15 protein-coding genes are annotated in these 15,341 nt (G+C 36.3%); 6 read left to right on the forward strand and 9 right to left on the reverse strand.

Annotated elements, in window-relative coordinates; translation table 11 throughout:
• Positions 1 to 104 precede the first annotated feature (104 nt).
• The 4 genes from EXE10_RS07230 (at position 105) to EXE10_RS07245 (ending at position 3,869) form a co-directional block, all read left to right on the forward strand.
• Positions 105 to 1,073, forward strand: coding sequence for an RsiV family protein (locus tag EXE10_RS07230; RefSeq protein WP_130112896.1), 969 nt, complete (start codon positions 105 to 107; stop codon positions 1,071 to 1,073).
• 11 nt (positions 1,074 to 1,084) lie between these two features.
• On the forward strand, positions 1,085 to 1,915 hold the full coding sequence (locus tag EXE10_RS07235) for a TatD family hydrolase (protein WP_130112897.1): 831 nt from the start codon (positions 1,085 to 1,087) through the stop codon (positions 1,913 to 1,915).
• A gap of 385 nt (positions 1,916 to 2,300) precedes the next feature.
• Complete coding sequence (locus EXE10_RS07240; RefSeq protein ID WP_130112898.1) at positions 2,301 to 3,071, forward strand: ThiF family adenylyltransferase; 771 nt, start codon at positions 2,301 to 2,303, stop codon at positions 3,069 to 3,071.
• Positions 3,072 to 3,869 (forward strand): hypothetical protein, encoded by a 798-nt coding sequence (locus tag EXE10_RS07245; RefSeq protein WP_130112899.1) that lies wholly within the window; start codon positions 3,072 to 3,074, stop codon positions 3,867 to 3,869.
• Positions 3,870 to 3,918: 49 nt separating this feature from the next.
• Here EXE10_RS07245 and dusA read toward each other — a convergent pair whose 3' ends face one another.
• The 6 genes from dusA to EXE10_RS07275 all read right to left on the reverse strand — a co-directional run bounded on the left by dusA (position 3,919) and on the right by EXE10_RS07275 (position 10,531).
• Positions 3,919 to 4,941 (reverse strand): tRNA dihydrouridine(20/20a) synthase DusA, encoded by a 1,023-nt coding sequence (gene dusA, locus EXE10_RS07250; protein WP_130112900.1) that lies wholly within the window; start codon positions 4,939 to 4,941, stop codon positions 3,919 to 3,921.
• Between the two features lie 270 nt (positions 4,942 to 5,211).
• The gene (locus EXE10_RS07255) at positions 5,212 to 5,691 is read right to left on the reverse strand and encodes a spore coat U domain-containing protein (protein ID WP_130112901.1); all 480 of its coding nucleotides are present in this window, start codon (positions 5,689 to 5,691) and stop codon (positions 5,212 to 5,214) included.
• Between the two features lie 189 nt (positions 5,692 to 5,880).
• The gene (locus tag EXE10_RS07260; protein ID WP_130112902.1) at positions 5,881 to 6,903 is read right to left on the reverse strand and encodes a spore coat U domain-containing protein; all 1,023 of its coding nucleotides are present in this window, start codon (positions 6,901 to 6,903) and stop codon (positions 5,881 to 5,883) included.
• The gene (locus EXE10_RS07265) at positions 6,894 to 9,290 is read right to left on the reverse strand and encodes a fimbria/pilus outer membrane usher protein (RefSeq protein ID WP_130112903.1); all 2,397 of its coding nucleotides are present in this window, start codon (positions 9,288 to 9,290) and stop codon (positions 6,894 to 6,896) included. Before EXE10_RS07265 ends, EXE10_RS07260 begins: the two co-directional genes overlap by 10 nt.
• 8 nt (positions 9,291 to 9,298) lie before the next feature.
• Positions 9,299 to 10,027, reverse strand: coding sequence for a molecular chaperone (locus EXE10_RS07270; RefSeq protein WP_130112904.1), 729 nt, complete (start codon positions 10,025 to 10,027; stop codon positions 9,299 to 9,301).
• Positions 10,028 to 10,063: 36 nt separating this feature from the next.
• Complete coding sequence (locus tag EXE10_RS07275; RefSeq protein WP_130112905.1) at positions 10,064 to 10,531, reverse strand: spore coat U domain-containing protein; 468 nt, start codon at positions 10,529 to 10,531, stop codon at positions 10,064 to 10,066.
• 857 nt (positions 10,532 to 11,388) lie between these two features.
• Between EXE10_RS07275 and EXE10_RS07280 the strand changes: the two genes are divergently transcribed.
• A complete protein-coding gene (locus EXE10_RS07280) occupies positions 11,389 to 12,033 on the forward strand; it encodes a HEPN domain-containing protein (protein ID WP_130112906.1) in 645 nt (214 codons plus the stop codon).
• A 44-nt stretch (positions 12,034 to 12,077) separates the two neighbouring features.
• Here the strand turns inward: EXE10_RS07280 and EXE10_RS07285 are convergent, their stop codons facing one another.
• Positions 12,078 to 13,277 (reverse strand): MFS transporter, encoded by a 1,200-nt coding sequence (locus tag EXE10_RS07285; RefSeq protein WP_130112907.1) that lies wholly within the window; start codon positions 13,275 to 13,277, stop codon positions 12,078 to 12,080.
• 34 nt (positions 13,278 to 13,311) lie between these two features.
• Positions 13,312 to 13,701, reverse strand: a complete 390-nt coding sequence (locus tag EXE10_RS07290; RefSeq protein ID WP_130112931.1) for a RidA family protein — start codon at positions 13,699 to 13,701, stop codon at positions 13,312 to 13,314.
• Positions 13,702 to 13,908: 207 nt separating this feature from the next.
• Between EXE10_RS07290 and soxR the strand changes: the two genes are divergently transcribed.
• Complete coding sequence (soxR, locus tag EXE10_RS07295) at positions 13,909 to 14,403, forward strand: redox-sensitive transcriptional activator SoxR (protein WP_087552439.1); 495 nt, start codon at positions 13,909 to 13,911, stop codon at positions 14,401 to 14,403.
• Between the two features lie 8 nt (positions 14,404 to 14,411).
• Here soxR and EXE10_RS07300 read toward each other — a convergent pair whose 3' ends face one another.
• Complete coding sequence (locus EXE10_RS07300) at positions 14,412 to 15,287, reverse strand: LD-carboxypeptidase (RefSeq protein ID WP_130112908.1); 876 nt, start codon at positions 15,285 to 15,287, stop codon at positions 14,412 to 14,414.
• Positions 15,288 to 15,341: the final 54 nt, after the last annotated feature.

A 15,341-nucleotide genomic window follows, 5' to 3' on the forward strand; every position in this document is an offset into this window, starting at 1 on the left:
CAAAAAAATGCCAATTAGATACAAATATTGATTGAGCATTTTAATAGAGAAGCATAGTCTAGTCTTATATGGCAACTCAGAAACAAAGTGGATAGGTCGGTTAAATGTTGAATCAAAAAAGCACAATAGCACTTTCTATATTGGTGATCACTTTAGGGTTAACGGCTTGTCATAAACCTGATTCAAAGAAAGTAGATCCATCTATAGATCAAACAGCTGCATCACAAGTTCCTGATACATCATTGCAGTTACAAGGCGATACTGAAAAGTTAAAACTAGATATGCCTGAATGTGATGGGAAAAGTTGTCCAGAATTTTCAGTGGAGCGTCTAAAAACCAATCAAGCTTTTGTCGATGAAATCATTGATCAAGCCATTCTTAAAAATTTAGATAAAATATTAGATATTGCTCAGTTGAGTAAAAATAAGAAAGTATCTGATCAGCAATCATCAACAGCGCAAACAGCAGCCAGTGAAATTCAAGAAAATAGCAATAAAACACCTGCACAGCAATTACAAGAAAAAGTACAACCTTATGCCAATTCTTTTTTAGAGTTAGATAAAGAATTGAAAACACTAGGAGCAAGTAGCCAGATTAATGTGATGGTCAGCCCTAAAATATTAAATGCAGAAAAACCTTTAGCCACAGTAGTTCTCAATACCAGTAGCTATTTAGGCGGTGCGCATGGTTCGTCTGTGCAACGTTATTATAACTTTGATTTAGTGACCAAAAAACAAGTTACATTGACACAAATTATTGAAAATAATCAAAAAGCTAAATTGGAACAGTTGGCGTATCAAGCATTTAAAACTTGGGTCGCTGATTCTAAACTCGCAGATAATATTGCAGAGTATGAGCAAGTGTGGAAATTTAAACTGTCTGATAATTTCTATTTAGGCAAACAGGGGCTGATTTTACAATATGGTGAATATGAGATAGGACCTTATGTGGTTGGTTTACCGCGTTTGACGATTCCGTATGATCAGTTAAAAGGTGTCTTGAAAACTCAATATTTTCCAGCCGAAATGCAAGTAGATCAGCCAAGTGCATCTGCTCCAGTTGCACATAATTAAACGAAATTATAATGACCTTGTCTTTGTTTGATACGCATACTCATTTTGATGTCTCTGATTTTGATCAAGACAGGGAGTTGCTTGCGTATCAAGCCAAAGCAGTCGGTGTTGAGCATTTGGTGTTAATTGGCTTCCTACAAGAACGCTTTCAAGATTTAGTTCAGACTCATCATTTTCTGAATCAACTCAACAATGCACCACGAAGCCATCTTGCACCTGGTCTACATCCTTTTTATATTGAACAACATGATCAGAGTCATTTAGATGATTTAGAGCATATTTTAAAAACAGAACGATGCTGTGCAGTCGGTGAAATTGGATTAGATACTTTTTTAACACAACACAAACAAGCCGAGTTATTTCAAAAACAGCAAGATTTTTTTTCGGCTCAAATTGAGTTAGCACAGCAGTTTAACCTTCCCATTCTTTTACATATTCGAAAGTCACATGCAGATGTATTAGCCATGCTTAAAAAGCAACAATTTAAAAATGGTGGTATTGCACATGCCTTTAGTGGGGGGATCGAAGAAGCGAAAGCGTTTATTAAACTCGGTTTTAAAATAGGAGTGACAGGACAAATTACCAACCCCAATGCAAAAAAGTTAATTAGTGTGGTAAAGGCTGTTGGGGTAGAGCATTTGGTTTTGGAAACGGATTGTCCTGATATGACACCGCTGTGTTGTCAGACTTCACATGAACATCGAACTCGTAATACCCCAGTAAATCTGCCTTATGTATTACAAGGTTTGGCAACATGTTTACAGCTTGATGAACAACAATTGGCAGATCAACTCTGGAAAAATACACTGGATGTGTTGAATGAGTCATTATTGAGAGAGTAATTTTTGTATATTCGGGCTTAAAATGACCAGATAGGAAATGAATCGTGTCAAAATCTTATTTTTTATTGAAAAGTCACATAAATTGGCATAATTTATATCAAATCATCTATTTTATTTGATCAATATGATTTTCAATGAGCAAATCCATGTTTGTTGAATGAGAGCAAAGTTAATGAGTTCTCCAAGCCCTGCATTATTGTGGGGCTTTTTTTATGCTGTTATGAGGATTCAAGTGCTGAATATAATTTAACCCAAGCGTAAACTCTAAAAGCAATAAAATATTTTAGCTTTTAAAGCATGGAGATCAGCTTTGTGGATTCAATTTACATTTTTAGTGTCTATTTTTGATAAAATAGTTTTGATTTTTAGAATTTAGATTTAAACCATGACTGAACTTCTCCACGATGATGAATATGACCGCCGTTTTGCAGGTGTAGCCAAAATTTATGGTGAAGAAGAATTTCAGCATTATGAAAAAAGTCATGTGATGGTGATTGGGATTGGCGGTGTGGGTTCGTGGGCTGTTGAAGCGCTGGCTCGTACAGGTATTGGCGAGTTAACTTTGGTGGATATGGATTCGATCGCAGCATCGAATATCAACCGTCAATTGCCCGCAATGACATCCACGTTGGGACAAGAAAAAATTGAAGTGATGGCGGAGCGTTGCCGTTCAGTCAATCCTAGAATTAAAATCAATTTAGTTGATGATTATCTCAGTGCTGAAAATATCAAAGAAATTTTGGCAGAAAAACCAGATATTATTTTAGATTGCATTGATGATGTAAAAGCCAAATTGGCGTTAATGTTACATTGTCGTTTTAATAAAATTCCTTTGATTGTATCAGGTGGTGCAGGTGGGAAATTAGATCCGCTTAAAATCCGCGTGGCTGATTTATCTAAAACTGAACAAGATCCGATGCTGGCAAAATTGCGTACCCAATTACGTGGTATGGGAATTTGTAAAAAGCCGAAAGACAAGTTTGGCATTACATGTGTCTATTCGATTGATAATCCATTCTCTAGTGCAGATGTATGTGCCAGTGCGGGCTTGCGTTGTGGTGGTTATGGTTCTGCTGTAGTTGTAACATCAAGTTTTGCGATGGTTGCTGTAGCGGAAGTGTTGAAAAAGCTGGATAAGATGAAACTGAGAGAATAAATGAAAAAATTAAATATTAAACAAAATATAAATCCTAGAATCAGTCAAGAAGCACATGAATTAAACCAATATGCTTGGATAAATGATGTTAGTAGTTGGAAAGAGTTAATAGATATTTATCAAAGCTTAAAACAACAAGTAGCACCCAAAAAAGTTCTTTTACTTTTAGAAGATATCGGACAATGTAACTATACGTCCATGCATGCTTCTATGGGGGATGAACTATATTTTGATGAATCAAAATATCTAGGTGATGCAAATGGTCAGGAGGAGGAAATTTTTTCTGAAAACTTACAACCTTTAGCGATTAAATATTATCTTGGACAATTGGCTAAAAAGCACAATCAAATTGAATTAAAAAGGTTGGCAGATAAAATCGAATATTCACAAGAAGATTTTGATTTACTCATTCAGATACATGAACACCCCGAAATTATTTTCGACTCAGCAATCGAAATTAAGTTGGTGAATGTAGAACAAGAGTCTGAAAAATTTGTTGCTCAATTGAATGGTTATTTTTCTTGTGATTTAAATCCGATGGAAAGTTTTTCATTGATACAATACTTAGAGAAAAACTTTGCTTTGGAATATATTGGATTAGGTGCAAGCCTATTCTTTTTTGTGAAAAATGAAGCCTTTGAAATTAATAAATTGAATGAACTTTTAAATGATTTATCTAAAATTTATAAATTAAACAAAGATATTTTTACCTTTTTGAAAAGTCATTTACTGGACAAAAATTATCTTATTTTACCTTATGTTGAATCCTTAGACGTCTTTGAAGGATGTTTTAACTAAAAATAAAAATGGCTAATTATGAAATGAATTAGCCATTTTTATTTTGAAATTACTGAGCAATCGCTTGTTCTTTAATATAATCCTCAGTCCGTTTCATTGCATCTTTAATATTTACAATGGCATTTTCAACATCAGCAAAAGTTTTGGCATTGCCACCGCTTAAAGCCTGACGCCATTTGCGCGCACCTGGAAGGTTTTGGAATAGACCCAAAATATGACGGGTAATAATTGAAAGTGGCGCGCCTTCTTCCATACGTTTAGCAATGTATGGCAGCATTTGATCAATAATATCAAAACGATCAGGTAAGTCTAAATTCCACAACTGACCTAATTCAGCCAAAAGGTATGGATTATGATAAGCCTCACGACCAATCATCACACCATCAACATGCTTTAAATGTTCCTGCGTTTCAGCAAAGGTTTTAATACCGCCATTGATCTCAATCAATAAATTCGGACGTTCTTGCTTTAAACGATATACATCTTCATAACGCAAAGGGGGTACATCGCGGTTTTCTTTTGGCGAAAGACCTTGGAGCAATGCAATACGAGCATGCACGATAAAATTATCACAACCTGTTTTTGCCACAGTATCAACGAAGTGCAACATTTCTTCATAGGACTGCATATCATCAATACCGATACGATGTTTGACCGTAACAGGAATATCAACAGCATTGCGCATTTCAGCAATACATTCAGCCACCAAATCAGGTTCAGCCATTAAACATGCACCAATTTTATTATTCTGTACACGATCACTTGGGCAGCCCACATTTAAATTGACTTCATCATAGCCCCAGTCTTGCGCCATCTTAGTACAGGTTGCAAGATCTTTAGGATTTGAGCCACCTAACTGTAGAACGATTGGATGTTCTTCATTGTTATAGTCTAAGTGACGATTTGCACCACCGTAGATGATTGCACCTGTAGTCACCATTTCGGTATACAGAATGACATTAGGATTGAACAAACGTGCAAAGAATCGGTAATCTTTGGTTGTCCAATCCATCATTGGGGCAACACTGATGCGAGGCTTAGACTTAATTTCAGTGTTATCTAGAGTCGTCATAAAATTAAACCTTTAATCAAAGCCTTAAAACAGTTTTAAACGAAGAGAGGGAGAAAAAATAGGAGAAACTTCCCATGTAATCTATGCAAATATCAGCATTGATTTGAACAGGATTACATTATATAAATGCAGTATTCATCGAGGTTTGCAATAGTAGCATAAAACTGAAAATCATTACATTTTGATCATTTATTGATATTTAAAATATAAGACAATATCTTAAATATTGAGTATTTAAGATATTGTGAAATAATAAATTAAAACAATAGATTAGTAACTTACCACAGCTGTAACTGTATCCGAATATGAGCCACTTGGAACATTAGTGTCTTGTTTAGCGACTTTCCCCCAAACTGGGATGTTTTGATTTGCTCCGATGCCTGTGTTGGTATAACTCTGGTTTGAATCAAAGCCCCAAACAATGCTTTGATTGGCATCTTGATAAAGAGTGTAAGGAATAACAGCACCAGATGTTGTTTGATTCAACATTTTACGATCACTTTTCAGTGCGATTGTATAAGGTGTTCCTTGCGTACAAGTAATATTTAAATTTCCTTGTGCTGAAAGACTGTCCGCAGATCGATTGACTGTACCAAAATCGAGATTGGAAGCCCCTTGAGAAGAGATATTACAAGATTCTTTGATATGAACTTGTACTCTAAATTGTACTGAATTTTGGTTCCCCGCATAGATATATGCTGAAGCCCCGATCCCCGCGAGAGTGACAAATAAAAAAATAGGTAGTTTCATAAGATTTTATGTTTAAATTTCCAAAGTCATACGATGGGTTGAGCAAAGTAAGGCTTATTTATGTTTAGCCATGCTCTAAATATAAGATATTTAAAGCGAAGGCTTGATTCAATTTTATGGTAGATTCCTATGATTATCAATCAACACGAAATCATAAAAATTAGTTGATCTGAAACATGATTATTCCACCTAATAGGTCAGGGTGACTGTAACAGTATCAAGATAATCACCAGCAGGTACAGTTTTGTTTTGAATTGGAATTTTGCCGTAGATTTTGATCTGTTGAGTACCATTATTCCCAACATCTTGAGCAATACTTTTGGCATCCCAAATCTGACTTAAACTGGCATCTTTATACAGTGCATAAGCAATATAATTGGTTCCTTTACGCATTCTTTTATTTGTCCCATCAAAGTTTAAACCATTGTCTAAACTGACTTTCCACGTTGTATTGATAGGACAAGATAAAGAAATTGTGGTTGAGCTGGTTTTTTCTTGCAATAAATTGTCTGTTTGCCCAAAGTTTAAATCTGGAACTGATTGCAAATAACAACTATTTTCATAGTTTGCTGTAACCAATAAGTTATTGGTCGCTGTTTTATTTTGAGCAATAACATCTTGTGCAGATAGAACTTTATCTTCACTAGAGTTAGATAACAGCTTGAGTGGCATATTAAAGCTAGTATAACGTGTTGCTAGAACATTTTGCCCTGGATAAATAGAGCCATATAGCATAATGAATGTGTCTTTCTGATTTTCAGATGGACTCAAAGTCTGATTCACACAACGTAGAGAAGATGGGTTCGCTGTGGTGTCGATACGTTGCGTAAGTGCAGGATCATAAAACAAGTCATAGCTGAGATAAGAACTTGCGTTACCTGGACCAGTATTTGAGGAAATACGTCTACGGTTATTGGCTAAAGAAGGGTCTCCTTCTGGAATATACAAGCACATGGTCAGATTCACAGTTTTTGTATGACCATAGTGATTACATGTCACTTTGACTGAGGTGTTACTTCTACCTCCCGCAGTTGAAACTGTACCGAAATTAAGATCAGGTTGTGAAATCCAGCAAGAGGCTTTGTTATTTTCTGCAAGTGATTCCGTACTTAAAAACGATGCAGAAATCACCACGCATAGGTATAAGCAGAGGGATACCAAGCTATAAGGTAGAAACTTAGAAGAAATACATGTCTTTATTTTTACAAACATTTCAAACTTCCTAAATCAATAAATCCTGAGATTTGTGTCAAGGTGGGTAATCTAACTTGGCAAATTTTTTGCTGATGTTCGATATAAATCGTTGCAGATTTAGGATTTTCTAAATAAACCATACCATCTCTTGCAACAATCGTTGTTTCAATATCATCGTCAGTCGGTAAGCGATCTTGATTCCAAACACGACTTCCTAGGCTGAGAACTTTTTGCTCTTCATCCACAGCATTGAACTGTATTGACTGCATTTTATACACAGGAAATTCAACAAATACACCGCTTTGACTATAAGGTACGGTATCTATCCGTGTTGTTTCAATTTTATAATCGATCGGAAGCGCAAGTGTATCAATAGATAAATTATTGTGTTGATATGCATTCAGGTCATTAATGAGCAATACTCCTTTTTTATTGGTTTTGCCCATTTGTCTATTTTCAAGTTGTACGGGAATATTGGGTACGCCTTGTGTAGAAACAATCGCAAATGAACCAAAAGATTGACGTTTAGCAAATAAATTATTTTGCATAAATAATAAGCTACCACATCCTGATAGCATTGAACTCGTATAGTTCTGCTGATTCATTTGATCATGTTGCAAACCAAATTCCCATTCACCAAAACGGTTATTTCTTTGCACTGTACCTTGAACCGTATAATCATTTGAATCTTTAATATTGGTATAGGCTTGCCAACCCCAATCAGCTTGGTTTTGCGAGGCGGTACGACGTGCACTGGCAGAATATTGTTGACCATTCTCATTGTTCTGAGCATTGACAGTTGCTTGAGTTTGGCGATCAAAAGGAATATTGAGAGATAAGTAAAACGTGTTATTTTTATTGTTTAAGTCACGGGTCATACTCATGCTTAAGTATTTTTTAGAGGGGAAAATATAAGACCAGTTCAACATCAAAAACTTATTTTCAAATTGATTATAGTCTTGTTGTGCATAACTGGCACCAAATTGTCCATATTCAGTGTTTAACCCTAAAAAGGCACGATTGGACTCACGGGTATGGTTATAGCCTAGCGTGCTGGCAATATCATTATAATTTTCAGAAACTTGTTGATGGTCCAATGAAATATTGAAAAGATTATTACTCCACTGATAGCCTAAACTGTACAAATAACCGTTTTCTTGATTGAGATGACTATAGCTATAAGCGCCATTTAACAAGCCCCATGTTTGAGGTAAGCGATGAACAAAGCCGATGCCAGTCAATTGTAAATCTTGGGAAAACTCAGCATGGCTTTCAAGCGTTGTGTCTTGAGTGAGACCATAGCGATATGAACCATTAAAGAGTGGTTGATCATCATAGCTCCATGATTTAACTGCATAATCAAGTTTACTCATCCCCAGATTAATTTCCCAATCTGAAAATCCTTTTTGCAGCAGGTTACTTGTTCCAAACAGTGAAAAATTAACGACACGCTGTAAGCCATTGAGATCGGTAATGACCAATTGCGCTGTTCCTGCACCTGAAATGGTGGGAATGGTTTGAATATCAAAATTTCCAGGCAGAACCTGTGTGGTACTTTGCTGTATGCCATTGATTAATAAATCAACAGATGAGGGAAGCAACACTGAGCCTTTGAAGGACTCTAAAGGTGAGGTGCTTTGATAGGGTTGTAATCTATAATTTTTTGCAATTTTTAAGCCTGAAATACGGGTCGAACGACTCCAGTTCAATGCTTTTGACTGACTGTCACCAACGATGAGCGAGATGGCTTTATTCTGAAAATCTTTTTGCCAATAGGTATCTAAGATTCTACTATTAAATGCAGAGCCAGCATGCTCATGATCTGTATAAACATGGTTGGCAGAAATACTAAAAACACCGCCACTTTCACCGCCGAAAAAACGTAATTCATTCCATAAACTTTGGGTGAGTTGATCTTGATTGTACTGGCTGTGAACATCGTAATTCATTAGGATGCCAGGGCGTATCTGCTGCTTATTAACGATAGCGGGTTCAACCGATTGTAGGCGTGTTACTTGTGCACTTTTTGTCAATAATTGCGCTGTTGCTGTTAAATGAATGCTTTGTGAGGCAGCATCATATTGATAACTTAAACCTTTAATTTGCGTTAATGCAATAAAATCAGACTCATTATTTTGATCAGGTAGATCAACATTAAGCGCCAAGTCTTTTAAAGTCGCTTTACTGATCAAAAGTTCATTATTACGTTGTGTAAAATGCCCCAAGATCGTTTTAGGGGATTGGTTTAAAATGGTATCTAGATATAGCTCTTGTTCAAAATCAGCTGTATTGATAGCCGTTTGAAGCATATCTGAATTTGCAAAAACAACAGGGCTGTAGCTGATTGCAAGACAATAGCCTAGAGTTTTAAAAAGGGAGTTATAGACAGCGCTTGTCTTTTTCATACAAATAACTATTTGATGATTAAGATTTGAGTTTGCGCATCCGTATTAATTCTTGCTTCAAATTTTCCGTTTGGAAGCATATTTTTTTGGGCAGGAATATCCCAAGTCATGGTTTTATGTGCTAAAGCATATCCAAGTAAACCATTGACCAACGGTATTTTTTCACCATTTGGATTGATATAACTGAGTTGGCTGAGACGGATATGACTATTGGCATTATTTTCCGCAGTCAGTTTGTGGTTGTTATAACTAAATTGGATTTGAGTTAAAGGTGTGATGTTATTTTTTGCACTAATATCTTGCTTAGATTCAAAGAAGACAGGAACTGAGTATTGTAAAAGCAACTGTAGACCGGCTTGATCTTCAGTTTTTTTCGCACTCGGTAACTCGTCGATAATCAAACGATAGCTCTGCTCTTGGCGAGGATCAAGTTGGGACGTTTTGATCACACGAATCAGTTGTCGTCCACCTGCTGGAATTTCAGTGACTGCGGGACTTGCAACAACTTGGCGTGTTGGATTCAGCACATCTTTATTGTCATCTTGTGCCCATTCGAGCACACGAGTTTGCGCTCGAATAGCTTGCTCACTGGTATTGGTTAACCAAATTTCTTTAGCTGTTTCAGCCTGTTGAAACTTCAAAGAAATAGGAGATACTTGCAGGCTCGCAGCAGAAACAGCAACTGAATAGAGCACCAATATATGGCTCAAAATCACAGTAAAAAATTTATTTAACATAAATTGATACCCTATTCATGATTAAACAATCAGTAATTAGTAAGTGACAGTTGCTGTAACTCTGTCTTGATAATTACCGGCTTTTACATTAGTGCTACTAGTTAATTTAGCATATACATCTAATTGTTGAGCTGTACCATCACCTACTTTAGAGTTTAAGTTTTGGCTATCCCAAGCTTGATCATAAGCTGAGTTTTGGAACAGGTTATAAGCAATCGTACTGTTTGCATCAGCGGTATTTGTCATTTTACCTGTGCCAGCTAAAGCAACTTTATATGGTGTGCCTACTGTACATAATACGCTTAGATTGCCTTGAGCAGTTTTAGCTTCATTCGTTGAACGGTCAATATCTGCAAAGTTTACGTCATTAGTGCTTTTAATTTCACATGATTCTTTGACTTTAATCATGACATTAAATTGACCAGTAGCAGGTGAAGCAGCATAAGACGAGAGAGAAGTGAAAGCAGAAGCCATCATGAAAGTAGATAAAATAACATTACGCATAATAATACCCCTGCGTGAATAGATACTATAGATTAGGTTGGCGATTATAGACTTTTTTTTAATCATGTAAATAAATGGTTCTTATATTTATAAAGAGATTTGTAATTTTAAAATAATATACAGAGGTATTTTAAAGTGGTGAGTTGTTTAAGTGCTTAATTTGATGAAAATAACTTTTTATTTATCATGATTTGATATTTTAATTGAAAATTATTATGGTGAATTAAGTTTTTTTTGATTAAGACTCAGTGAAAATTTTTGTCCATAATGGCAAAAAAGTGTCATATTATTACGGTTATTACCTAATTAAGCTATAGTTGTTCAACACTTATGAGGGATTAATGATAAGTATTAATATTTGTATTTCATGTTGGAAAAATGCTGGGATAACTTGAACTATAGTCTTATTGTTTAACTTAAATAAGTAGAATAAATATTCTAAAAAATGATATTTTTGTGATTATTTTATGTAACAGGATTATTTTACTTAAGTTTTAATTTATATGTTTTTATATTTAGGTTTGTAGGTTGTTAATATGTTTTTTTATAATTATTGCGCTTATTAAGTCGGTTATAATGGTGTGAAAATTAATTTTATGGAATAAGCTTAATAAATATAATGATTTGCTTTGACCATTTTGCTTTGTATAAGTTTAAAGAAAAACAATATCCATCAAAATGATTCGGTGTTTTCCAAAGCGTTACGTTTTATCTCGACGTTGATTCAGAAATGGAAACTGGCTACAGGGGGCTGAATAGTGTGTTAAAGGTGTGATAAAGAGCATATTTAAATTGCTTGAGAAATACGCATTTATTCAATAAGATAAATTTTTAAAAACAATATGTTGGGGGATGGCGTGCTTGTTTTAGAAGAAGTATATAAAAGTAAAAAGATCGAAAATTCAGAACAGTTTAATTTACGGATTCATCGTGGTTTGAGTTGGTTAAAAAAAGCGATTCAACTGGATGATGATCTGGATTTACAATTCATAAGTTTATGGGTCGGATTTAATGCTGTTTACGCACAAGATATGGCTTTTACTCAAGATCGACAGTCATTTAGACAATTTTTACATAAAGTCTGCCAGTTGGATCAAGGGCAGAAAATATATAATCTCATTTGGGAGAAATTTAGTTCATCGATCCGATTGTTAATCGAAAATCCGTATGTTTTTCAATCATTTTGGGATTTTCAAAACCAAAAAATCAGTCAGAAAGCTTGGAAAGAAGATTTTGATATAGAAAAAAAACGCGTGCATCAAGCCTTACAGAGTAAAGACACTGTGGACTTACTTTTCGTTATCTTTAATCGGTTGTACACGCTCAGAAACCAACTGATGCATGGTGGAGCAACCTATAAAAGCTCACTCAATCGAAAGCAATTACAAGATGCTTGTCATATTTTAGTGGCATTGTTGCCTGCTTTTATTCACATTCTTTTAGAACACTCGAAAGACTTAGATTTAGGGAAACCATTTTATCCTGTGGTACAAGTCTCTTGAGTGTTGATAAAAATGCTTTAATTTAAGTGATGCCTTGTAGTTGGTTAAATAGTTTGAATGTGATTGCTAGATTTGACATAGAGATGGTCTAGCAGTGCAAACAAAGCGGCACCGCATACTAACAGCAATCCAACAATTGAGGTCATACTCCAACCACCGTGGTGCCATGCATAAACACCTAAAGCTGAACCACATGCGCCCCCTGTAAAGTATGCTGTCATGTAAATTGAATTAATCCGTGATTTGGCATCTGGGCGTAAACGGAAAATGATGTTCTGATTACTGCTATGAATGGTGGCAAGTCCTAAATTAATCAGCCCATAACCTAATATATAACTGATGAGATATGTCCCACCGAGGTATAGTAATCCCCAACTCAGTAACATGATTGAAACACCAATCCAAGTCAGAATCGCTGTATGCCCGCGATCTGCAATTTTACCGATTTGAGCTGTAGATAAAGCACCAAATACACCAATAAGGGTCACGACACCGACCAGAACATCAGGTAATTTAAATGGTTCTGAAGTGAGTAGAACCGCAATAGTTGAAAATAGAATACTCATTGCGGCAAATGCAAAACCACCGATTACAGCACGATAAACAAGGCGACGTTCTTCCTTGAGTAAAACCGCCATGGATTGAAAAATTTTGCCATAACTCATTTTAAAAGTAGGTACATGTGGTAAACGACTTTTGAGTAAAAATGCGAGGAGTAGCATCAATCCTGCACTGACAAAGTAAATAAGTTTCCAGTTAAATAAGTTAGAGAGTAATCCAGCAAGACTGGTTGAAAGTAGTAAGCCAACCAATAGCCCACTCATTAAAAAGCCGACCACTTCCCCAGTTTTTTCAGGTTTTACTGCCATAGTCGCCAGTGGAATAAGCACTTGTGCTGCAACTGAGAATAACCCTGTAATAATCGTTCCGATCCATAACATTGGTAAATTTACCGCAAAAGCACAAAGCAATAAGCCAATCGCAGTGCAGAACATCAGCCAAGGAATGAATTTGATTTTATTGACAATATCACCCATCGGAACAATAAATAATAAACCGACTGCATAGGAAACTTGGGCAAATGTCACAGTGAGAGCCACTTGAGACTCAGGCATATTGAAGTATTGTTGAATGGAGTGAATCAAGGGTTGGCAGTAATAGTTCGCTCCTGCACATAAACCGCAGGCAATCGCCATTAGCCAAAGTAAAGCTTTGTTTTGGCTAATATCGAGTTGGGCATTCATAAAAACTTCCTAGATTGCAGTATGGTTTGGGGGATTAAAGACAATAAGCAGTTGCTTCAATTTCGATCTGCATACTTTGTAAAGCAAGACACGGTACAGGAATAAGCGTGCAAGCAGGAAAGGCTTGATCTTTCCATAACTTTTGCATTTCTTGGATTAAAAATTGATGCTTTTTGGGGCTATGATCAACCACCAATATTCTTAAAACAGCAATATCGAATAATGATGCACCTACAGCATCGAGTGCATGTTGCACATTGAGAAAAGCCTGATGTACTTGCTGCGCAAAATCATTTGCCAGTTGACCGTGTTGGTTTTCACCACCTTGACCAGAAATATGCAAGATTCGTAGATAATGGCGTATTTCAGCCACATGACTATACGCAAATGCAGATGGATTATAAAGTGTATTTGGATTAACCATTTTGAAAGGTTTGATACCTGAAGGCTGGTTTGGTAATGATGATTGCGTTGTATTCACACGGATACTCTTTTGACGAATTTAATATTTTGCTAGTATCAAAGCTCAGGTTAACTTGAGGTCAAGTGAAAATTGAAAAAATCTGACATTGAAAATGAAATTCTCTCAACAGGCTCCATGCCAGTACAGACAGTAGTGCAAAAGGATGTGATGGGTTTTGAGCATTCATCTGAAGAACAGCAAGTAGGACAATGGTTAACCATTGGAGAATTGGCTCAACGCAGTGCAGTTAGTGTTTCGGCAATCAGATTTTATGAAGAAAAAGATTTGATTTGGAGTACGCGTACGCAGGGGAATCAGCGACGCTACCCACGGGCGATGTTGAGGCGCGTTGCGATTGTTAAAATTGCACAGCAGGTCGGGATTAGCTTACAACAAGTTCATGATGCATTTGCTGTATTGCCAAGGCATAAAGTTGCGAGTAAGTCGGATTGGCAAGCTATGTCACAGCATTGGCAAATGCAACTTGATCAACAAATTATGAATTTACTCAAACTGCGACAACAGTTAGATCAATGTATTGGTTGCGGGTGTTTATCCCTAGATCAATGTCCACTGCGAAATCCTGATGATCAATTAGGAAAGGAATCCGCAGGTGCTCATTTTCAAGAGGTGTTGATGAACTTATTAAAAGCACCTGATTAGTAGCTAGTCTAGTAGATGACCAATTGGGAATCGATGATTTTCCCTTTTTTCCCAATCCAAAAAGGACGATTCACTGCGCCGTGACCGAACCAATTACATTGAAATAGCGGAATTTTCAACGGATCAAGATGTTCTTTGACAATTTCAGCAATGGTCTGAGGCACATTTTTTTGTGGGCATTGATAAAAGTCCCCCAAAACTAATGCTTTTAAATTTGATGTATCAATACTTTGTAAAAGTTGAACCAAAGAACGCTCAATACGGTAGTAAGGTTCACCGACATCTTCAAGTAATAATACACTTGGTTGCTGAAGTTGAACGTGACTTGCTGTGCCTTGTAAGGTACATAACACAGTCAGATTACCACCTAAAATATGGATATCTTCTAATGCCAAATCTTGAGTTGATTCATTGAGTGCGGAAAGGGGGTAGTGGCTAGGCTTGGTCTGATCAGCATTGAGCAGACTAATGGTTTTCATTGCATCATAAGAAATTGGACTCGCATCCAAATTCTTTACAGCAATTTCTTGGAAAACAGGTGCATGTAAAGATTGTCCGCCATGCATAGCGACATAATTGAGTAAAGCTGTAGTGTCAGAATAACCAATGATCGGTTTATTCAACATCCATTCATCCAAAAATGGCAATAACATTGCAGCACCAGTCCCTCCACGACCACACCAAATAGCATCTACATCTGGGTCAAGTGCCGCTTGCTTTAAATCAGCAAGTCGTTGCTCAACAGTTCCTGCCAAATAACGATATTGAGAAAATACATGTTCACCTAAACTCACTGTGTGACCTAAGCGTTCTAAATGTGTTTGCGCCAATTGGATATTTTCAACATCTACGCAAGCGCTTGGTGACACAATTCTAAAATGCATAATTTTCTCAAATTCCCCATATACTTTGCTACGAACTTAACGATTTATATAGAA

The sequence above is a fragment of the Acinetobacter sp. WCHAc060033 genome (genome assembly GCF_004209125.1).
Taxonomy (GTDB): domain Bacteria; phylum Pseudomonadota; class Gammaproteobacteria; order Pseudomonadales; family Moraxellaceae; genus Acinetobacter; species Acinetobacter wuhouensis.